19 protein-coding genes are annotated in these 19,917 nt (G+C 40.6%); 15 read left to right on the plus strand and 4 right to left on the minus strand.

Annotated elements, in window-relative coordinates; genetic code table 11:
- The first annotated feature begins 143 nt into the window (after positions 1-143).
- Positions 144-707, plus strand: coding sequence for a hypothetical protein (locus tag Q9R46_RS20315; RefSeq protein WP_090918912.1), 564 nt, complete (start codon positions 144-146; stop codon positions 705-707).
- Positions 704-1,114 carry a DUF2000 family protein gene (locus Q9R46_RS20320; RefSeq protein ID WP_311281530.1) on the plus strand — a complete coding sequence of 137 codons (411 nt, stop codon included), beginning with the start codon at positions 704-706 and terminating at the stop codon, positions 1,112-1,114. Before Q9R46_RS20315 ends, Q9R46_RS20320 begins: the two co-directional genes overlap by 4 nt.
- Positions 1,115-1,432: 318 nt before the next feature.
- Here the strand turns inward: Q9R46_RS20320 and Q9R46_RS20325 are convergent, their stop codons facing one another.
- Positions 1,433-2,668 carry an MFS transporter gene (locus Q9R46_RS20325; protein ID WP_311281531.1) on the minus strand — a complete coding sequence of 412 codons (1,236 nt, stop codon included), beginning with the start codon at positions 2,666-2,668 and terminating at the stop codon, positions 1,433-1,435.
- Between the two features lie 356 nt (positions 2,669-3,024).
- On the opposite strand from Q9R46_RS20325, the gene Q9R46_RS20330 reads away from it, so the two are divergent.
- Complete coding sequence (locus Q9R46_RS20330) at positions 3,025-3,606, plus strand: TetR/AcrR family transcriptional regulator (protein WP_311281532.1); 582 nt, start codon at positions 3,025-3,027, stop codon at positions 3,604-3,606.
- A gap of 120 nt (positions 3,607-3,726) precedes the next feature.
- Here the strand turns inward: Q9R46_RS20330 and Q9R46_RS20335 are convergent, their stop codons facing one another.
- Positions 3,727-4,851, minus strand: coding sequence for an LLM class flavin-dependent oxidoreductase (locus tag Q9R46_RS20335; RefSeq protein ID WP_311281533.1), 1,125 nt, complete (start codon positions 4,849-4,851; stop codon positions 3,727-3,729).
- 293 nt (positions 4,852-5,144) lie between these two features.
- On the opposite strand from Q9R46_RS20335, the gene Q9R46_RS20340 reads away from it, so the two are divergent.
- The 8 genes from Q9R46_RS20340 to Q9R46_RS20375 all read left to right on the plus strand — a co-directional run bounded on the left by Q9R46_RS20340 (position 5,145) and on the right by Q9R46_RS20375 (position 14,108).
- A complete protein-coding gene (locus tag Q9R46_RS20340) occupies positions 5,145-6,530 on the plus strand; it encodes a helix-turn-helix domain-containing protein (protein ID WP_311281534.1) in 1,386 nt (461 codons plus the stop codon).
- A gap of 256 nt (positions 6,531-6,786) precedes the next feature.
- Entirely contained in the window at positions 6,787-7,926 is a 1,140-nt protein-coding gene (locus Q9R46_RS20345; protein WP_311281535.1) for a transcriptional regulator, read from the plus strand.
- A gap of 260 nt (positions 7,927-8,186) precedes the next feature.
- Positions 8,187-9,545: a transcriptional regulator gene (locus tag Q9R46_RS20350; protein ID WP_311281536.1), complete on the plus strand. Its 1,359-nt coding sequence runs from the start codon at positions 8,187-8,189 to the stop codon at positions 9,543-9,545.
- 30 nt (positions 9,546-9,575) lie between these two features.
- Complete coding sequence (locus tag Q9R46_RS20355) at positions 9,576-10,922, plus strand: helix-turn-helix domain-containing protein (protein WP_311281537.1); 1,347 nt, start codon at positions 9,576-9,578, stop codon at positions 10,920-10,922.
- A 199-nt stretch (positions 10,923-11,121) separates the two neighbouring features.
- On the plus strand, positions 11,122-11,307 hold the full coding sequence (locus Q9R46_RS20360) for a Spo0E family sporulation regulatory protein-aspartic acid phosphatase (protein ID WP_311281538.1): 186 nt from the start codon (positions 11,122-11,124) through the stop codon (positions 11,305-11,307).
- A 393-nt stretch (positions 11,308-11,700) separates the two neighbouring features.
- Positions 11,701-12,216 carry a hypothetical protein gene (locus Q9R46_RS20365; protein WP_311281539.1) on the plus strand — a complete coding sequence of 172 codons (516 nt, stop codon included), beginning with the start codon at positions 11,701-11,703 and terminating at the stop codon, positions 12,214-12,216.
- Between the two features lie 100 nt (positions 12,217-12,316).
- The gene (locus Q9R46_RS20370) at positions 12,317-13,216 is read left to right on the plus strand and encodes an ATP-binding cassette domain-containing protein (RefSeq protein WP_311281540.1); all 900 of its coding nucleotides are present in this window, start codon (positions 12,317-12,319) and stop codon (positions 13,214-13,216) included.
- The gene (locus Q9R46_RS20375; protein ID WP_311281541.1) at positions 13,209-14,108 is read left to right on the plus strand and encodes an ABC transporter permease; all 900 of its coding nucleotides are present in this window, start codon (positions 13,209-13,211) and stop codon (positions 14,106-14,108) included. Before Q9R46_RS20370 ends, Q9R46_RS20375 begins: the two co-directional genes overlap by 8 nt.
- Before the next feature lie 174 nt (positions 14,109-14,282).
- On the opposite strand, the gene Q9R46_RS20380 is transcribed toward Q9R46_RS20375, so the two are convergent.
- Entirely contained in the window at positions 14,283-15,164 is an 882-nt protein-coding gene (locus tag Q9R46_RS20380; protein WP_311281542.1) for a permease prefix domain 1-containing protein, read from the minus strand.
- Complete coding sequence (locus Q9R46_RS20385) at positions 15,130-15,498, minus strand: PadR family transcriptional regulator (protein WP_397386397.1); 369 nt, start codon at positions 15,496-15,498, stop codon at positions 15,130-15,132. The genes Q9R46_RS20380 and Q9R46_RS20385 overlap by 35 nt, the downstream gene beginning before the upstream one ends.
- A 243-nt stretch (positions 15,499-15,741) precedes the next feature.
- On the opposite strand from Q9R46_RS20385, the gene Q9R46_RS20390 reads away from it, so the two are divergent.
- From Q9R46_RS20390 to Q9R46_RS20405, 4 genes are all read left to right on the plus strand, one after another.
- Positions 15,742-16,503 carry a hypothetical protein gene (locus tag Q9R46_RS20390; protein WP_311281544.1) on the plus strand — a complete coding sequence of 254 codons (762 nt, stop codon included), beginning with the start codon at positions 15,742-15,744 and terminating at the stop codon, positions 16,501-16,503.
- Between the two features lie 11 nt (positions 16,504-16,514).
- A complete protein-coding gene (locus tag Q9R46_RS20395; protein ID WP_311281545.1) occupies positions 16,515-17,231 on the plus strand; it encodes an ATP-binding cassette domain-containing protein in 717 nt (238 codons plus the stop codon).
- Positions 17,232-17,469: 238 nt separating this feature from the next.
- On the plus strand, positions 17,470-17,655 hold the full coding sequence (locus Q9R46_RS20400; RefSeq protein WP_221790891.1) for an aspartyl-phosphate phosphatase Spo0E family protein: 186 nt from the start codon (positions 17,470-17,472) through the stop codon (positions 17,653-17,655).
- A gap of 364 nt (positions 17,656-18,019) precedes the next feature.
- Positions 18,020-19,915, plus strand: coding sequence for a sensor histidine kinase (locus Q9R46_RS20405; protein ID WP_311281546.1), 1,896 nt, complete (start codon positions 18,020-18,022; stop codon positions 19,913-19,915).
- Positions 19,916-19,917 lie beyond the last annotated feature (2 nt).

Below are 19,917 nucleotides of genomic sequence, written 5' to 3' on the forward strand. Positions count from 1 at the left end.
TTTTCCGTTTTCAATACATTATTTGTAAAATTTTATGCACAATTGTACATATTTTTGTTGCGTTGAAGTGTTAATTGACAGCAGGATTTTTTTGGTATAGTATCGTACCGAATTGGAAAATAAATGGGAGGTAATGGAGATAAATGGATATAAATAAAGAGAAATATGCCATACTGGGCACATTGGGTGACGATGAAGGATTCCTGACTTGCAGCATGCATATTGCGAAAAAAATGGATAATTCTGATATGATTAAGCCATACCCCGAATTCGAAGCGGCTGCAGAAGACCTGAAATCCGGTGCGATTTCCTGCCTGCTGGTGCCTGGAGCGTATCCCAAGCTGAACAGTTTCATTATGGATTCAGATCTGGTTGTGTCCGAAAGTTTTGTAGAGAAGATCCCTGCACTGGTGCTGTCCGGCTTCCACGCCGCTTGTCCAGAGCAGATTGATACGATTTTTCATCATCCGGCAACTACATACTTGTTATCTGAACTGAATATTGCCTATAGAGAGAACAGCACAGTATCATCCAACCCGGAAGCTTGCAGGCAGGTTATGCTGAATACAGAGACCTCCATTGCGCTCACGAACCAGCTCTGTGCGGATCATTACGGACTGGTAACGTATAAAGTGTTGCGTGAAGGCATTCAAATGCCATGGGTATGTTTTACGAAAAAACCACAGAGGGTGAATGCACTCGTATGAAGAGAATTGCAATTATACTGGATAAAAATCTGGAGCAAGGAGCCGCAGCCAATGTGGCCGCGCTGCTTATGGGACAAGCTGCCCTGAACGAACCGGAGTTATATGCCGATCAGCCTGTACGGGACCAGAGCGGCATTCAGCATGCTGGCATCCGCTATAGCACCGTTATTCTGAAGGCGGGGGAGAATCAACTGATCAATCTGGCCAAATCCTGTGCTGAGAATCAGGACGGATTGAAACATCTTGTTTTTACACAGACAGGGCAGTCCCTGAATAACGCTTTTGAACAATATGCAAGTGAAATTGCATCGATGACATTGGAGGCGACCAAAGTCGTTGGTGTCATTGTATGGGGAGAAGACGAGTCCGTTCGCGCGACGACCAAGAAGTTCAGTGTGATGAAATAGTGTGATGAAATAATGTAATGAAATAAGGCAGGTTTGGGGATACGCTTTAAATGGAGTACAGCAGGGGTACATTTGCAACAAGCAGGCTGTCGCGCCTGGCTGGGACGGAACAGAACGGAGCAGAGTACCGGAGACCAGCGGAGGACAGAACAGCTTGTCGATGCGGGGTATGAAACATAAGGGCTACGAAAATAACAAGAAGGGCAGAAGCGATCCTATGGATGGCCTCTGCCCTTGCTTTGTATAGGAAGCATTTTTTAGATGAATGCTCTGTATATGGTGATGAAGATGCAGGTGCAAGTACAGATCAGATACAGGTTATGTGCTGCTTACAGCCGTGATCTTTTTCTCCGTGAAATAGTATAGCAGCGCGAGCAGTGGCATGATCAGACCAATCAGCGTCGTGAGGCTCCAGCCGCCATGGGCATATGACCAGCTACCAAGCGAAGAACCGATGGCACCACCGATGAAAAAGATCGACATAAACAGGCCATTCACACGTCCTCTCGCCTCGTTTCCAAGGGAGTAGATGATACGCTGACCCAGCACCAGATTACCGGAAACAGCCATATCCAGCGTAATGGCGACCACGACCAAAAGGATCAAGGCCGCTGTGGAATGACTCTGGAACAGATACGCCAGACCAAAGGAGACTGCGGCAATGATCATAGCGGCTCCGGTGAGCACTCGGGTATAACCGCGGTCTGCCCATCTTCCGGCGATCGGAGCCGCAATAGCGCCGCCTACCCCGGCGAGAGCAAACCAGGCGATCCCTTGCTGCGACAGGCCAAAGTCGTTTGCGAGCCGCAGAGGCACCGTCGTCCAGAACAGGCTGAATGCACCGAACAAGCTGGCCTGATAGAACGCGCGACGCCGTAACATCGGCAGGGTACGAAACAGTGTACCGAGGGAGATAATCAATTGTCCATAAGTCAGGTTCGGATCAGGCTGACGGGCTGGAAGTGCCCGCGACAGTAGCAACATGAGCAATGCGATCACCACGGCCGAGAATGCAAAGACCGCTTGCCAGCCGAACACGCTGGTAATAAAGCTGGCGACAGGGCGTGCGAGCATAATGCCAAGCAGCAGACCGCTCATCACATTTCCAACCACCTGCCCGCGTTGCTCTTCGGAAGTCAGGTAGGTAGCATATGGCACCAGAATTTGAGCAACGACAGAACCGATGCCGATGAGCAGTGAAGCCGTCAGAAAGAGGAAAGCACTGGTGGAGAAGGTGGCGGTGATCAGCGCTATTACAAGTACAATGAGAAACAGAACCATTAAACGGCGATTTTCAATGATGTCGCTGAGCGGCACGATGAACAGCAGACCAATGACATATCCAATCTGTGTCAGTGTTACGATTAATCCGGCTGCGGCAGACGAGAGACCTGTAGTGCTGCTGATTGGCCCAAGAACAGTCTGAGCATAATACAGGTTGGCTACGATCAGACCGCAGGATGCAGCGAGCAGAAAAATAATCCAGGCAGGCACGGTCGTCTGAGTCTGGTTAGTACTTTGTTTTTGTTTGGAATGAGGATATTTGGTATCCATAAGATCAACCTCCAATAAAAGTGTATGATTATGATTCAATTACAATTTTCACTGAGAATTATATGTGTAGGCTTAATTAATGAACGTTTCGTTTACTAATTATACCTAAATAATATACGATACGTTTAGTATTGTAAATAGATAGTTACAGAACAAAGTGATTTTACATAAAGATGACGGAAATATAATGACATTGCCGGGAGCTTAAAATGTATATTGACGCTGCATTTTAGTATAATGAACGTATCGTATTTCTTATTTGGGATAACAGCGAATGGAAGGTTATTTTGTCCTTGAAGTGGTTGTGAAAATGCTTTAGTTGAGCTTATATAGATGATGACAATGGAGGGTCAGCAATGACTGCAAAAAGAGGACGTCCGCGCAACATGGAAACCCAGAATGCCATTCTTGCCGCGGCTTATGAACTGCTGCTGGAGGATGGGTTCGCCGCGGTGACGATTGAGAAAATTGCCGAACGTGCACAGGTAAGCAAAGCAACCATCTACAAATGGTGGCCAAGCAAAGGCGCTGTTATGCTGGACGGATATATGTCCATATTAACAGCGAGATTGCCTGTGCCGGATACCGGGTCTGTATTTAAGGATGTACGTATACATGTAGGGAACCTGGTTCAATTTTTGACAAGTGATGAAGGGAAGGTCATTACACAGATTATTGGAGAGGGTCAGTCTGATCCGATTCTTGCAGAGGAAACCCGAAGCAGATATATCCGGCCACGCCGTCGCGAAGCATGGGAGATTCTGGAGAAAGGTGTGAAACGTGGCGAGTTGAAGGAGGTCCAGAACATTGGGCTGTATATCGACATGATTTACGGACCTATGTGGTATCGAATGCTGGTTACAGGGGAGCCGATCGATGAGACATTTGTGGAGTTGTTGCTAAGTACCGTATTTAAAGGCATCGGGTCTGAGGCATAGCAAGAAGTGATAGCTAACATGGGATCAATGAAGGTAGAGAAGAAGAGGAAAAGGAAGAGGGCAAAGCGGAGAAAGACCGAATTACCCGGGGATACGGTTACTGCGTGGCCAAACGAAGTCTTACACCTGGAAGATCGGGGAGATGGCAGTGGGCCATGTGTCCGTCGCTTTGGGGATGAAGGAATTTTCGTGCTCGTTTAAAACGGGGGGATCATTCCACACTGAACTTGGCAGTTCACGTCGTAATACAGGAGCCACTTCTGTAGCAAAACGTTCCACTTGCTCCAGCTGCTCGCTATGCGTGAGTCCGTCAACGCTTATACTGAGCACCTGGTGCCCGTAAGCGGCATGATAATCCAGAATCTTGGCGATCACCTGCTCCGGGCTGCCGATCAGAACCGGGCCGCGGGCGATGTTATCCTCCAGATCCGTAAAAGGAGACTGATTATGCTGTGCCGCCGCGGTAGCATGAAATGCTTCATAGTACGGCTTGTAGCGGCGAATGGCTTCTTCGCCCGTGCTCGCAAGATAGAGGCTGCCAGCACCAGAACCAATTACAGCTTGTTGTGCATCATGACCATAATAAGTGAGGCGCTCGCGGTAGTGGTCGATCAAAGCTTTGTATTTGGCCTGAGGGTGAAAAGAATTCGAGGTAAACAGCGGCTCACCGTATTTGGCAGCCAGTTCTGTAGATAACGTGCTGGACGCACTGCCATGCCAGATCGGAATGGACTTTTGAAGGGGTCTCGGCCACGTTGTCACTCCATCAAGTGGAGGGCGGTATATGCCTTCCCAGGTGACATTTTCTTCCGACCATAGCCGCTTTAGCAGATGGTAGCGTTCATCCAGAGAGTCCCACTGCTGCTCTTCACGAATGCCAAACAGCGGATAATGACGCGGGTCATTGCCTTTGCCGATAATCAGCTCCAGTCGTCCACCCGATAACTGATCCAGCGTAGCGTAATCCTCGGCAACCCGAACCGGATCAAGAATGCTGAGAACCGTAACCGTGGTCAGCAGACGAATCCGTGAGGTAGCCGCAGCAATCGCTGTTAACACAACGGGCGGCGATGAAGACAGAAAAGGTGCGCCGTGTCGCTCACCAATGCCATAGGCGTCGAACCCCAGTCGCTCAGCGAGCTGAGCCTGCTGCAGGATGTTATGGAATTTCTGCTGAGTCGTCAAAACTTCCCCTGTGACGGCATTAGGTAGATTCATCATGAGGCTAAACAAGGCAAATTTCATTGAATGTACTCCCTTGCTTGTATAAAAGTGTCTGTCCGTGTTGTATAATCCTATGGAAATAGTAGGATATCGAAGTTGGAATAACTGTATCACGTTCCTGTCCATTCTTCTAATGGATTTTTTCTATAAGCAATTCGGGGCGAAGGCAAGCTGGAGACATAGAAGTTTTGGAGTTTGCATAAAAATGTAAATTTATTGCCACGATTGTTATTGACCACTGTAAAATTTAGGATTAAAATTGGTCTAATCATATAAATTCAAATTTTTGGATTTTAATTGTGGAGGTGGGATACATGGAACCTGCAACTACGATACGCTCAACGATTGAAGATTACATCAGGAAACAGGGATATACCCTTCAATATTTTGCAGATATATCGGGAGTGAACGCTGGAACGCTTAGCGCCATTATTAAGGGAACACGCCCCATCGCCATGGCGCAGCTTGATCTGATTACCCAGGGCATGAATCTGGAGGAAGGCTACTTCTACGAGACGTACGGTGCGGAGTGCTTCGTAGAGTCGGCTCCACACTGGCGAAGGCTTGAGCCTTTCCTGCAACGCTGTGCAGAATTGGACAAGCTGGACTGCATCCAGCGGGTCATTCAGCAGGTAACGGACGATCGCTCCTATATCTCTGAACTATTCGAGATGGCCGAAGGTATGCTGGAGCGCGGTCAGCAGCAAGCTGCCCGGATGTTATATGAGTGCGTAGCCGAATGCGAGAAATACCAGCATTCCGAGCGCCTGGCCCTCTGCCAGTATCGCATTTTTACCCTCTCGCTAGGCCAGAATCAACATGATAACCTCCGTGCCGCCGTGCACTTCGAGCCGTATATTAATCGGTTGGATGAGGAGAGGCAGCTGGATGCGATTAAGGATTTGGCGAATACGTATCTGGCTTTAAGGTATTGGGACAAGGTATTTGATCTGGCAGAAGAGTTAGATCAAAAAACGAAAATTTTGCAGTCATATACAAAGAAAAAAATAGAAAAAAGCGATAGACTCACCTCCTATCCTTTGTTCGTATATAGAGCTTATTCCAATTTGCTTAAATCATCTGCATGTGAGAGACAGGGACGTTATGAGGAGGCATTAATCTATACAGAGATATATGCCAAACTTGCTAACATTTCGGAACCGGATGAAGAAGATCAGATTTACATTGATAAATTTGCGGGCTGGACGGAAGCTAATACTTATTTATATAAATTGATGATGGGTGACCACAGCATTTTACCTGCTTACGTGGAATTTATCGAGAGAAATGAAAAAGAAATCCTACCTGCAATGATTAATATTTTAGAAACAGCTAACAAGTTTGATAAGAATATTGATGAGATTTTGTGTAAATTCAGCGATCGAATTAGTTTAGAAATAACGCATTTAAGTGGATATACTGAGCAGGTTAAACTCGACATGTATACTACTTTCTTGTTAGAGCGTTCAATTTATCACTTGAATCGATGCGAATATCCTGAGGGACTAAAGCAACTTATGCATTGCCTAGAAGAGTCAGTTAAATTAAAGAACCAAACTGATATTATTCATTGCATTTCATTATATGAAAAGTATAGAACGATGAGTACCAATGAAATAGAACATCAATACAAACTTATAATGATGGGAGTTCAGAAATCTTATGAAAAAAAAGAGAATCCTGTATTTAATCTTGCTTAGCTTCATTTTTATTAATATAACTAGTCTGGGTTATTTTGATAGTGAATCAACCTTGTATTCATTGCTTTCTGTTCATGGTGGGGGTAGTTTATAACTACTAGAGAAATTTTTAAAATGTTCAAAGAGGTTTACTTTCAAGTAATGAGAGTAAGCTTTTTTGTCTTTTCATAGATTGACCAATGTAAAATACAGGATTAAAATAACATTTATTATATGTTATTGAATTTTAAGTGATTTAGGTAATGGAGGTGAGATCGTGGAATCGGTACCTACGATAAAAATACATATTGAGAAATACATGAGAGAGAACGATCTCAAGTTGCAGCATTTTTCTGATATTACTGGAATTAATGTTGGGACATTAAGTGCAATTCTTAAAGGTAGCAGACCGATGTCTATGAACCAACTAAATCAGATTACTTTAGCAATGGGATTAGAAAAAGGTTATTTTTATGAAAGTTATGGGGTAGAGTCCTTTATTGAATCTACACCTCACTGGAGACGTTTGGAACCATACCTATACGAGTGTGCTGAACTTGGTAAGCTAGATAGTATACAGCAAGTTATTATTCATGTGACGGATGATCGATCTTATATAGAAGAGTTATTCGGGGTTGCAGAGAGTCTCTATGGTAAAGGAATGAATGAGGCTGCTCTTATCTTATACAGATGTGTTGCAGACTGTGAGAAATATCAACACTCAGAGCGGTTGGCCCTATGCCAGTACCGTATTTTCCTGCTTCAGAAAACATTGAGCAAATTTGATAATCTTAAAGCGGCAATAAAGTTTGAACCATATATTGATAAATTGAATGAGGAATTACAATTAGATGCTATCAAGGATGTAGCAAATCTTTATGCAACTATACATGTGTGGGATAGAGTATTAGATTTGGCTGAAAAGTTGGAACAAAGAGTTGAGTTTCAACTAAACTTCCGCTCCGGCAAGAGGAAAACCAAACCAAGAGTCTCATTTTACCCAATATTTAGTTATAGAGCTTATGCAAATTTGTTAAAGGCAACTGTAGCCGAAAGACGTAAACAATACAAGAAGGCTTTGAAGTATACAGATGTTTATGAGGATATTATGAATGGAATTGAAAACCCGACAGAGGAAGAACGAGAATTGATAGAGCGATTCAAGGGCTGGGCTGAGGGCAATCGATATTTATATACATTATTGTTGGGCGATTTCAATATTTTAGATGACTATTTAAGCTACCTAAATGCCAATCCAAAAGAAATCTTAACAGCATTCGTATATATTGTGAAGGCTGCTAACCAGTGCTCATACGATATTGACAGGGCATTAGATAAATTTAAAACTCATATAAATAACATAAAAAGTAGAAAATTATGTAAAGGGAACATACAACGAGGAGACATTGAATCTTAGATATATACGCTTATTTTACGAACTAGCAAAATACAGATTAAGTCAAAACCAAATCCAGCAGGGGATCGAACATTTAATTACTAGTTTCGAACGATCTGTCTCAAGTAATGACGACATGATGTGTATCAAATGCATTGATTTGTACGGAAAATACAGACATTTCGCTAGTAAGACCCAGGAAGAGCAGTATACAAAACTAATAGATAAGTTAAGTGTACCAACTTTTCAATAGTAAAACATCTGGGGAGGACGATGAAGACATGTCCAATATACGTACCTATATTGAAGATTACTTGAAAAATGAGGGATATAAGCTACAGCAATTTTCAGAAATGGCTGATATTAATGTTGGTACATTAAGTGCGATTATCAAAGGAAGCAGACTTATGTCAATGAATCAACTAGACCAAATCACATCTGCAATGGGTTTGGAACAGGGGTACTTTTATGAAATGTATGGTGTGGAATGTTTTATTGAATCTGCGCCCCATTGGAGGCGATTAGAACCGTTTTTATATCGTTGTGCTGAACTAGGTAAGCTAGATATTATACAACAAGTCATTACTCATGTGACAGATGATCAATCCTATATTGATGAGTTATTTATTGTGGCAGAGAGTCTCTATAATAAAAGTATGAATGAATCTGCGCTCATTTTATTTGAATGTGTGGCAGACTGTGAGAAATATCAACACTCGGAGCGGTTGGCCCTTTGCCAGTACCGTATCTTCCTGCTTCATAAAACACTGAGTAAATATGATAATCTCAAAGCAGCGGTTAAGCTTGAACAATATATTGATAAATTAAATGAAGAAGTGCAATTGGATGCAATTAAAGACTTGGTAAACTTGTATAATGCGATACATTTGTGGGACAAGGTCGATACATGGTCACGGGAACTGGAACGGAAAGCAGAGTTTCAATTAAAAATTCAATATCGTAGGCGAAAAAATAATAGAAGGCTAACAGTCTATCCTCTTTTTACATATGCAGCCTATGCAAACTTAATGATATCAACTGTATATAGTGCTGGCAGGGAATATCATAAAGCCATAAAGTATATGCACAAGTATATGAGGATAATTGAAATCGAGAATCCTACAGAAGAGGATCAAGAAATAATAAATTTATTCAAAAAATGGGGCGAGGGTAATCGACAGTTGTACCAATTAATGCTTGGTCAAGAAAATGTAATCGATTCGTATATGAATTATATTGAGAGCAATCCAGAAGAGATACTAGCGGGACTGATTAATATTTTACAAGCAGCTGATGAATATTCTTTTAACGTTGATTATGCCTTAAAAAGATTTAAAGAACAGATCTTATTGTTTAATACGGATATGCACATTAAAGGTAGCTACAACGATCAAAGGTTAAACCAAGGTTATAAGGTTTTTTATTATGAGTTGGCAAAATATCAAATAAATCAATGTAACTATTCAATTGGAATTGATGCCTTACTTATGTGTTTAGAACTCTCTTCTTCAAGTGAAGATGATCTGATGTGTATTAAATGTTTAGATTTGTACGGGGAGTATCGGAGCGAAGCCAATGAAACACAGATCAGAAGGTACAAAAATGTAGTAGAAAAGTTAAGTGCACCAACTTTTGGATAATGAAATATCTAAGAAGGGACGGTGAAGAAAATGTCCAATATACGTTCCTATATTGAAAATCACTTGAGGAATAAGGGATATAAACTACAGCAATTTTCAGAAATCGCTGACATTAATGTGGGCACATTAAGTGCGATCATCAAAGGAACTAGGCTTATATCAATGAACCAACTAGACCAGATTTCCTCTGCAATGGGTTTGGAACAGGGGTACTTTTATGATATGTATGGTGTGGAATGTTTTATTGATTCTGCACCCCATTGGAGACGATTAGAACCGTTTATATACCGTTGTGCTGAGCTTGATAAGCTGGATATTATTCAACAAGTCATTACCCATGTGACAGATGATCATTCGTATATAGATGAGTTGTTTGAAGTAGCTGAGGATTTATATAAAAGAGGATTGAAGCAGGTTTCACTTATCTTGTATGAATGTGTGTCTGAATGCGAAAAATATCAACACTCTGAACGCTTGGCTATGTGCCAGTATCGTATATTTCTGATTAGTATGGGTTCTGACCAAAAAGAAAACAGAGTAATTATTTCAAAGTTTGAACCTTTCATAGAACGATTAGATCAGGACTATCAATTGGATGCAATAAAGGATTTGGCGAATGCTTACTGGGGGTTGCATGAGTGGAATAAAATGAAGGATTTATCGCAAGAACTTGAGAGACGAGCTAACCTGGCTATGAAACAAACTAAAAAGCGTGTTTCTAAATCTCAATATCCTTTCTTTGTATACAAAGCCTACGCCAACTTACTTTTTTCTAACTATTGTGATTATGCTAAAAATTACAAAGAAGCCTTAAAATACACTGATATATATGAGGAAATCATTGAGAATGAAGCGAAAGTTTATGCAGATTATGAAGTTCTTCATAAATTCAGAGAGTGGGCGAAATTCAACAAATGTTTGTATAAAGTCATGATGGGAAGAAAAGAGGTCATCCCTGAATACATCACTTACATTGAACATAGTGAAGAGGAAATTCTCCCTGCAATGGTCAAAATTCTTCAATCAGCAAATAGATATCAATATGATATAGATGAGGTGTTGATTAGATTTAAAGCTCAAATCGATATTAAATTCAGTGACGTACGTTCACAAGGAAGATACACTGTACAGAGTTGGTATTATCGAAGAGTGGTGCTATTCTACGAATTGGCCTTTTACTACTTTAACAAGAAGAGGTTTGAAATCGGAGCTGTTTCTCTGTTAACAAGTTTAGAGTTAAGTATTTTTGTCAAAGACGACGTTCTGATCTCAAAATGTGTAAATCTCTATGGGCAGTTTAAGGAGCATTTAACTAATCAAGTTCATGATAAATATAAAATACTAGTAGATAATATTTATATAGAAGCGAGTTTATAGTTTAGCCTACTGTAATCAGTAGGCTATTTTTTATGTTTACTTCCTTGAAAAGATAGAGCGCAATGCCTTTTCTAAAGAATTATTTTTACAATATTATGCAAAACATATTATGTTCTAAAAAGCACTTGCAGTCATGAGATGAACTAATAGCTTACTCATATTAAATGTTTTTCTAGAATGTCCTAGAGGGGTACATGCCATGAGAGAACTAAGTATCTTGAAAGACCAAATCGAGCAAGGTCGGCAAGAGTTGAGTCGCTTGGTAGATCAGTATGGAATCCCGAACGTGAAAGTGCTTGAGCAGTCTATGGTATTGGATGAGCTAATTAATGAATATAATCGATTTACTTTAGGAATGAACATGAATATTAAAAAAGTAAACTAAGCATACCTGATTTTAAGACGATTCCGAAAAATATTAAATCATGGGTAAAAGAAGAAATAAAGTTTCCTGCAGAGAACATATAATAAGAAACCGGAACTGAACATGTGAGATATTGTTTGAAGTCATTGGATGGTAAGTATTAATTTCCAATAAGTGTCGATTGCTCTATTTATTATTTATGGCTATTTATTCATAAGAAGATTTTTCTAGTATTTTTTGCAAAATATTTTAAGGTTTTTATGGGGGTCATTTATATTGTACTTCAGTTTTATAAAAAGATTGACGTTCTTTATTCTTTTTCTGGAAACGGAGGTGAACGATATATAGATATTTCTGAAGTGTTGCTGGTTGATCTTTAACGTTTTTCAGTCCAAAAAAAAGGAGAATTCCAAGATGAAAAAAAATTCATTCTTAAAAATGTTGTCTGTCGCTGTTATGAGTACAGGATTAGCATTTGGTAGTGTTGCTCCAACATTCGCAGCGGAGAACGTGGAAATTCCGGATACTTCAATTATTGGTTCTGAATCGTATGTAGCCCCAGTGCCGGGGGCAAATAACGATGGATTCTCAACATTTGCAACAGTTTCAACTCATTCTTGGCTGAAAAGCTATAAAAATTTGTATGGAATTACAGTTGCAACGCAAGAAGCGTTTGCTCAATGGACTTGGGATGACGGTAAAATAACAAACTTCGGTAATTTGTGGCAAAATAATTCTACTGCTCCGCTGTACGGTTTCAAAGACGAAGAGAACAAATGGAATTATAAATATACTTCATCGGGTCAAACGAACCAAGGCGTATTGTTTGAGAGCGGAATTCCTACACCATGGGGTCACGCAGGAGGATCAGAATTTACAAGTCGTATTCTAATTAATGTTTCTTCGTCTGGTAGCTCAACTGCTCAATAAGTTAGAAAACATATGAAAAACACAAATACTTGGATGGGTATATAATGACCTTATCCAAGTATTTGTTGGTATAAAGGATGAGAGTCGGAAGGAGCTAAATATGAACAGAATTCTGAAAGTAGATAACTTGAAGATCAAATTTAAAAATGATTTGATACTAAATAATATTTCACTTTCACTCAATGCTGGTGATGTTTATGCATTAGTAGGAATCAATGGTTCTGGAAAAACTACATTGTTATCTAGTTTAGCTGGACTGCTCTCACCAACCTCAGGAAATATCTTTATTGAAGAGAAATTAAGTCAATTTAATCAAACGAGTATGTCATTCCAACCTACGTCTTTCTACTCCCATTTAACTGGTAACGATAATGTACAATTATTATCCCCTGATCCCCAAAGAGCGTTGAAAATATTGAAAAAACTAGATCTGACTACACCACAAATAATGAAAAAGAAAGTGAAGACGCTGTCTTTCGGTCAGAAACAACGACTAGGAATAGCTATTGCACTTTCGAAGAATGCGAAAGTTTATCTTTTGGATGAACCAACAAATGGACTCGATCATTACTCCTATAAAAGGTTGGTTGAAGTAATTCAAGATATGTCCAACCAAGGATGTTGTTTTGTTATAGCGAGTCATGAGTGGGATGTAATAGAACATTGCTGTAATAGACTTGGTATGATGATTAATGGACGAATTGAAAAAGAATTGGATATATCTGATTATAATAATGGTTTGCAACCAAAATTAATTCAAATAAAAGTAAATGCAGAGTTTACCACGAATCAGCTTTTGGAACTAGATGGAGTACTGAATGCAAACAGGTTAGATCGTTTTTCTTGGAAAATTACGCTTGATAAAAATTGTGAATTTGAGTCTTTTCAAGATGCACTACGCCAAAAAAATGTTTCGATTAACGAATGGATCTCTTTGAATCATGTACAAGAATGGGAATCTATTTACAATCAGCTTGTAGAGGGGGGAAATCATGATTAAATCCTATACGAATGAATGCATTAAGCTTATTAAACACCCGTTCAGTATATGGTCAACTGTGATCTTCCTGGTGTTTGTTATATACACATATATAAGTGTCGGATCAAATTTTCAAAACTCATTCCAAGCATTTATGGATAATAGCGGATATTCTCTAGAACAAACATATCAATTTATCAGTGGTTCAGATCCTTCTAGCAGTTCTTTATCCGCGATGTTATTTATCTTAAGTCCCAAAATGGCAATTTCCTATTCACTGGCTTCTGTAAATGCCCTAGGACCGATCGTAATCTCTATCATTGGTGCGCTGATATTTGGAATAGAATACCGTAGCTTTACGCTCAGACAATTATGGGTTCAAGGCTTGACACGTCTAGAAGTGCTGCTTACAAAAGTTATGGCTATATTTACATTTATACTTTTGTTTATGTTGCTGACAATGCTTGTAGGAATTATATTTAGCTATGTCACTCCTGCTGTTTTTAATCTTCCGATGGATTTGGTAAACACGAAAATAATAACGATTAAAGATTATTCTCTACAAATTTTAGGTTCTATTATAAGTCTATTATTGTGGGGGATGTTTGCAGGGTGCATCACTGTTTTGAGCAAAAGTTTAATGGCGGGGATCATAGTTGGTTTTATCTACCCAACCATTGAATCATCAGTGTTCCATAGCTGGTCTATAGGACAGTATTTACCTTTATTCATTCAAAAATCAATGCTCCCTATTTTATTTAGAGATACTGCTTATGGAGGAATTGTATCATTCTACGATATGCCTAACATTTATTCTGTAACTAAAAGCATGCTGTTTACCTTAGCGTATACAATGTTATTCCTGTTAGTAACATGGATTGCTTTAAAGAAACAAAGGACTCTCATGCCATAAAGGTCTTTTAGACAGCTATACTACAAATTAACATTAATTGGTCATTTTTTAAAGTGGTGAACAGTTGGATTGTCACAGCATACAATTGGGCTGGAAGTTTAAAAATAAAAATAAGCCAGCTCTTATAATTACAAGCGGCTTATTTTTTTATTCAATCTTATATGTCATTCCAACTCATCCAGCCTGAAGCTTAGATTTAAAGATCAGCTTCTTCAATGAAATTAAAGTGAGAAACAATACAAGACACATTCCTAATTTCACACCAATATCTGAGAGGCGTTGAATGTTATCGGCGGCAAAAACATTGTATCCATTGGTGACAGATGAACTAAAATGATCCCCAAAGAACAGATAATATGATCCGAAAATGATCATATGAGAAACTGTATACAAGATAGAGAAGGCGAAGGGCATCAAAGAGATGTAGATATTCTTGCTGATAACAAACAAAATGAGTGTTTGAACAGCTAGGATCAGACCACCAATAAGCATGAAGCTACTACGCCCTGAAAAGTCATAAGCGCCGCTAAAAAATAAATTCTCAAAAAGCGTAAATGAATCGAGGCCACCAAACATATTTTTGAAAAGACCTAGATATGCCTGCAAATATCCTAATCCAAATAAAATGGGCACGGACAATAGACACCAACGATCAATGTTTTTGCGAGTTAGCAGCAAAGCACTGCTCAAGGCACATAGTGTAATGAAGGCTATAGGGAAAAGTTCGATCACTCTGTTATGAACATCATAATAATGAAGAGCCACTCCTGCGAACAGGGAGCTTAAATACAGAATTAAGCTTATGGTTATAAACTGTAGGATCAGTTTACTTGATAGACCGTAAGTCTCTTGTGTCAATTTAGTTCTTATGCTGATCGGATCACCAAAGGACGCTATAGCTTTTGTGGTAGCTTGTTCTTCAGTGCATCCCTCATTCATATGATGCTCTTTGGACGAGTGTAAATGAGTGGCCATTTCTTCGGCTAAATCGCTACGCTCTCGTCTAGATAAGAATGATTTCTTAAAAACTTGGTCTAAATAGGATTGAATGTCCATTCGCCGTTCCTCCTAAGAAAATATTAATGATATGTGTATTTTGTTCCCATGAGGTTTTGATTGCTTTAAGTCGAAGTTGGCCTTCATCTGTTATCCTGTAATATTTTCGTCTGGGCCCGCCTTCCTGTTCACCCCAGTAGCCTTCAATGTAAGAATTGGCCTCCAACCTCTTTAATGCAGGATACAGCGTACCTTCCTTGAGCAGAAATGCCCCATCGGTTACTTGATTAATGTGTTGAGATATTTCGTAACCATAAGCATCTCTTTGACTCAAAATAGACAGCACAATACCGTCGATATATCCCTTAATCATTTCATTTTTCAACTGATACACCACCTACTATGTAATTCTATGTAGTTAAATTAACATAAATTTGAAAATGGTTCAAGGAGATATAGCAATCTTTGGGCTCTATATTGTATGAATCCATCTTTTTGATAGAAGTTGACTAAATCTAATAACATTTCTGATAGAAATACTATAAAATATTTAGAAAAATATTATATAATTGGAATATATTTATCTGCATTAACTTTCAATACAACATGTAACAATGGATAAATTGGAGGTTGTTTTTTGAAAATAACTCGTGAATACTTCCGTCTGTTTACTAAAATGATGTTAAGCAACAAAGTGGCATTCGTATGGTATTTGTTATTTCCCCTCATTGCTTTTTTTATCTTTAACTATCAATGGTTTACCCAGGGGCCTGAGATCAATGAATTTTACATCCAAACCAGTGTATTTGTTTCATATATTATTTTTGTGATGTCCATTGATGTGACGACCAATCTGATCTCTTTAAGGGAGAGCGGTTTTTTCAAAATGTTCAAATTTATCTCGGGTAGTAAATATCCTATTATCTGGGGAAAAGCTCTGAACCAAATTGGTTTTCTGTTCTTAACCATTCTTCTGTTCTCGCTAGTATCGGGAGTGATATTCCTGGATAGCTTTGGACAGGTTGCTTTGTTTCTCGCCGTGTCTTTAACAAGCTGTATATTGGGGTCTGTCATGGTCATTTTATTAACGCTTATCCTCATGCTTCTTCCAGTAAGGCAGGAGTCGCTGAATGCGGTGGTCAGTATGAGCTTACTGGTCATGTTTTTTCTATCAGCGAAGGGACTGGCGTATTCAACAGAGTATGGTCTACTTCTGGTGTTCATCAACCCTATGGAATACGTAAGGAATCTAACTTTTTTACTAGCAGAATGGTTTATGGATAGCCCGTTCCCACATTTGAGTCTGATCAACATGAGCTTCATCACACTTTGTTATGTTACCTGCGGACTTATCGCACTCAAGTTTGTGAAAGTCATATCCAGAACTCATCGGACATAGCAGGAGGATCTATGATTAAAATTGAAGATTTGAGCTTTTCTTATCCCAAAGCCTCTCGCAAAAATCTGGATCATTTACATGTGGAGTTTCCCGAACAAACCGTGAATATGATCATTGGTAAAAATGGTTCTGGCAAAACGACTTTATTTGACCTGATCGCGAATGTGATTAAACGTCCGCCAGAAATACAAGGTATCCCTGATGAGAAGGAGATCATCTACCAGCTGCAGGGTTTGTTATTTCCTCTAACCTTAAAGGCTAAGGATCTTTTTCGTTTTTTTCTGTATTCCGACCACTCCAACCGTATTGAAGTGAATAATGAACCTTATGTAGATGAAGCTATGAGTCCAGCTGAGGTTGATTTGGTACAGCGGGTATGGAATATGCAGTTTGGGCAACTATCTGTTGGGGAGAGACGTTATCTGTGTATTCTGGCAATCACATTAATGAAGAGGAAACTGTACATCTTCGACGAGCCACTAGCGGGAATCGATCCTGAGATGCGCTATCATATTTTAAAAAGGATCGAAAAGCTTGCACTCCATAATGAGTGCACTGTACTAGTCTCGAACCATCACTTGCAGGATATAGCAAATATCCAGTGTGTTCTGCATTTTATTCATCAAGGTAAAATCACCTTTAGCGGATCATATGAGACATTTATTAAAATGGGTGATGGGGTAAATCCGGACTCAGCGTTTCTGAATCAAGTAGGAACAAAAACATAAGGATCATCCAAATCATAGTTTGTGATTTCTAGTGAAGATGGATGGATCACGATATGTGGATAAAACATAAGATCGCGTATCCATATGTTGTAGGTAGTTTTGATTAATGGGCACTTAAAAAAATACTAAACTTATGAAACTAAACCTTTGTAAACAATCATTTGATTTTGCAAAGGAAAAAAATATGAATTTTTTGGCAATGTATCCTAAAATGATATAAAACGAGGGGGTGCATGCTATGGGTGAACCGATGCAGATTAAAGATCGAATTGAACGGGATAGGCAAAAGTTACGTCGGTTGGCGGAGAATCATGGCATGCAGGATAACAAAGTCCTCGAGCAGTCCATGGTGTTGGATGAGCTAATCAATGAATACTATCGTTTCCAATATAAACATATGATGAAGAGACAACCGATTGCTTAATGCAGTCGGTTTTTTGATGTGACCCAAAAGAAGCCGACTGCAAAATTGCATTCGGTTTGTTAATGTTTTCCGAAAGAAAATCACGCCCTCCAAACTACTCCCCTTAATAGTCCTCCATCCACTTTCTCTTCAAATTTCGTACTAAATCTATAGCTTACAGGATCGTCGCGACATCTCTAAACGGGATATGATGACCTCAATTCACCCGGAATGGATGCATCTGTTGGTTCCAACGGATTGAACCATTTCATCGAACAACAGCGATGTCTCATACAATGAAACGAAGGAGGGGGTAGAAAGGGTGTGGAACTTCATCCGTGCAATTTGTTCGATCTGTTCTAGTTGTTTTCGGCGTGTTCAAAGCATGCGTGGTTTTCGTTCTATTCGGGATTTCATAGGTCTCAGCTCGATTCAAAAAAGCATAAACCTGCGCACCAAGCTGCTAGTGCTTTTTCTGACATTGACGCTCTTGCCGCTTAGCGTGCAGGGGGTGATGAGCTACGCCCATTTTTCGCAGACGCTGGATCGCAAGACGGAGCAATTCACCATTGATATGGTGCGGCAGATCAACACAAATCTGAACCGGCTGCTCAAGGATATGGAGCGGTTGTCGCTCTTGCCGCTCTATGACGAGACCGTTCTAGGTATCCTGCGGAAGTACGATGGGGCGATGGGTTCAGGGACGTGGGCGAGGTCGGATGATTATCAGAAAATGAAGCTGTATACGTCCGCTCAAGCCTATGATCGGCCAGAGATTCGAGGCGTTCATCTGCTCAGCAATAGCGGCATTCTGTTCTCCAATCTGGACTCCCTTGGGGTCAAACCCGTCTGGGACGGCAGCCAAGAGAAATGGTTTGCCGAATTGAGGGGCACCGAAGGCATATGGCACTTGCTTCCTCCGCATATTCCCGGCTACTACGTAAGTGGTCAGGAAGCGGAATACATCACCGTGGGCAGAGAGTTGCGTGATCCGGGAACGCTACAGCGGCTGGGGTACATTTTGATTGATATCCGGCTGGAGGCTTTTGGACAGCTATTATCCAACCTGAATTTTGAGCAAAAGGCAAGCTTGATGATCGTGGATAGCCAGCAACGTCTTATTTTTGAAAAAACGTCTACAGACGGGTTATCCGCTTATGCTCCTTTGTTATCCCATGGAAAGCTTCAGGATTATGCAGACCATCAGAAGATAGCACTGGATGGACGTTCCTACCTCCATGTAAGGCATCATTCAGGATATTCGGAGTTGTCCGTGATCAGCCTGACGCCAATTACGGTCATTCAAAAGGAGTCGGGGGAGATGCTGACCTTTACGATGGGACTTGCCCTTCTCTGTATGGCGGCTGTAGCGATCCTCGCCGTACTGGTATCGTATAGGGTCACCCGTCCGCTTATTCGTTTGAAACATCATATGAATCGGGTGGAGCAGGGTGATTTCAGCCAGCGGGTTACCCAATACAGCAGTGATGAACTGGGGCAGATCAGCAGGGGATTTAACCGCATGATGGAGGAGATCCATCGTCTGTTCCATGAGGTGTATATGCTCGAAATTCAGGAACGGGAAGCAGAACTGTCGGCGCTACAGAGCCAGATGAACCCTCATTTTATATACAACACACTGGAGTCGATCAACATGATGGCTGTCCGTGAGAGACATACCGAGGTATCTGCAATGGTAACAGCGCTTGGTAGGCTGCTGCGATATACCATTGATAAGGCAGATCGCATGGTGACGCTGCGGGAAGAGCTGGCGTTTGTCGATTCTTATGTACGAATTCAGCAAGTGCGTTACAACGGTGAACTGGAGATTATTTATGACATGGAGGAAGAGGTTAACGACTGTCTTGTTCCCAAGCTGATCCTGCAACCGCTGGTGGAAAATGCAATCTGCCATGGGATCGAAGGACGGCTAGCAGGCGGCAGCACGGGTGGTAATAATGGCGGCATGATCTGGGTATCTGCCGTTTTATTCGATCAGGAACTGCTCATCAGTGTCCGGGACAACGGCAAAGGAATGGAACAGGAGGAGTTGGATCGGTTAAATGCTTCTATCTCTGGACAGACCGTTTCTGGAAAAAACGTGCATCCACCCGCTAATCCCATTCTGCATGGTCATGCCGGGGAGAGTCTGGGGCTTCAAAATATCGCTCAAAGGTTGCACCTGGTGTATGGAAAAGACAGCGGACTAAGTGTGGATGGCAGTCCTGGGCAAGGGCTGGTTGTGACCTTATCCATTCACCTTCAACGGAAAGGGGATTGATA

It is taken from the genome of Paenibacillus sp. RRE4, from assembly GCF_031844205.1.
GTDB lineage: Bacteria > Bacillota > Bacilli > Paenibacillales > Paenibacillaceae > Paenibacillus > Paenibacillus xylanexedens_B.

Coding starts and splice junctions, on each gene's coding strand:
- Q9R46_RS20350 (WP_311281536.1), top strand. CDS start 8,187: ATGTCCAATATACGTACCTATATTGAAGATTACTTGAAAAATGAGGGA.
- Q9R46_RS20370 (WP_311281540.1), top strand. CDS start 12,317: ATGAACAGAATTCTGAAAGTAGATAACTTGAAGATCAAATTTAAAAAT.
- Q9R46_RS20320 (WP_311281530.1), top strand. CDS start 704: ATGAAGAGAATTGCAATTATACTGGATAAAAATCTGGAGCAAGGAGCC.
- Q9R46_RS20380 (WP_311281542.1), bottom strand. CDS start 15,164: ATGGACATTCAATCCTATTTAGACCAAGTTTTTAAGAAATCATTCTTA.
- Q9R46_RS20400 (WP_221790891.1), top strand. CDS start 17,470: ATGGGTGAACCGATGCAGATTAAAGATCGAATTGAACGGGATAGGCAA.
- Q9R46_RS20360 (WP_311281538.1), top strand. CDS start 11,122: ATGAGAGAACTAAGTATCTTGAAAGACCAAATCGAGCAAGGTCGGCAA.
- Q9R46_RS20335 (WP_311281533.1), bottom strand. CDS start 4,851: ATGAAATTTGCCTTGTTTAGCCTCATGATGAATCTACCTAATGCCGTC.
- Q9R46_RS20375 (WP_311281541.1), top strand. CDS start 13,209: ATGATTAAATCCTATACGAATGAATGCATTAAGCTTATTAAACACCCG.
- Q9R46_RS20395 (WP_311281545.1), top strand. CDS start 16,515: ATGATTAAAATTGAAGATTTGAGCTTTTCTTATCCCAAAGCCTCTCGC.
- Q9R46_RS20355 (WP_311281537.1), top strand. CDS start 9,576: ATGTCCAATATACGTTCCTATATTGAAAATCACTTGAGGAATAAGGGA.
- Q9R46_RS20340 (WP_311281534.1), top strand. CDS start 5,145: ATGGAACCTGCAACTACGATACGCTCAACGATTGAAGATTACATCAGG.
- Q9R46_RS20365 (WP_311281539.1), top strand. CDS start 11,701: ATGAAAAAAAATTCATTCTTAAAAATGTTGTCTGTCGCTGTTATGAGT.
- Q9R46_RS20405 (WP_311281546.1), top strand. CDS start 18,020: ATGCGTGGTTTTCGTTCTATTCGGGATTTCATAGGTCTCAGCTCGATT.
- Q9R46_RS20325 (WP_311281531.1), bottom strand. CDS start 2,668: ATGGATACCAAATATCCTCATTCCAAACAAAAACAAAGTACTAACCAG.
- Q9R46_RS20330 (WP_311281532.1), top strand. CDS start 3,025: ATGACTGCAAAAAGAGGACGTCCGCGCAACATGGAAACCCAGAATGCC.
- Q9R46_RS20315 (WP_090918912.1), top strand. CDS start 144: ATGGATATAAATAAAGAGAAATATGCCATACTGGGCACATTGGGTGAC.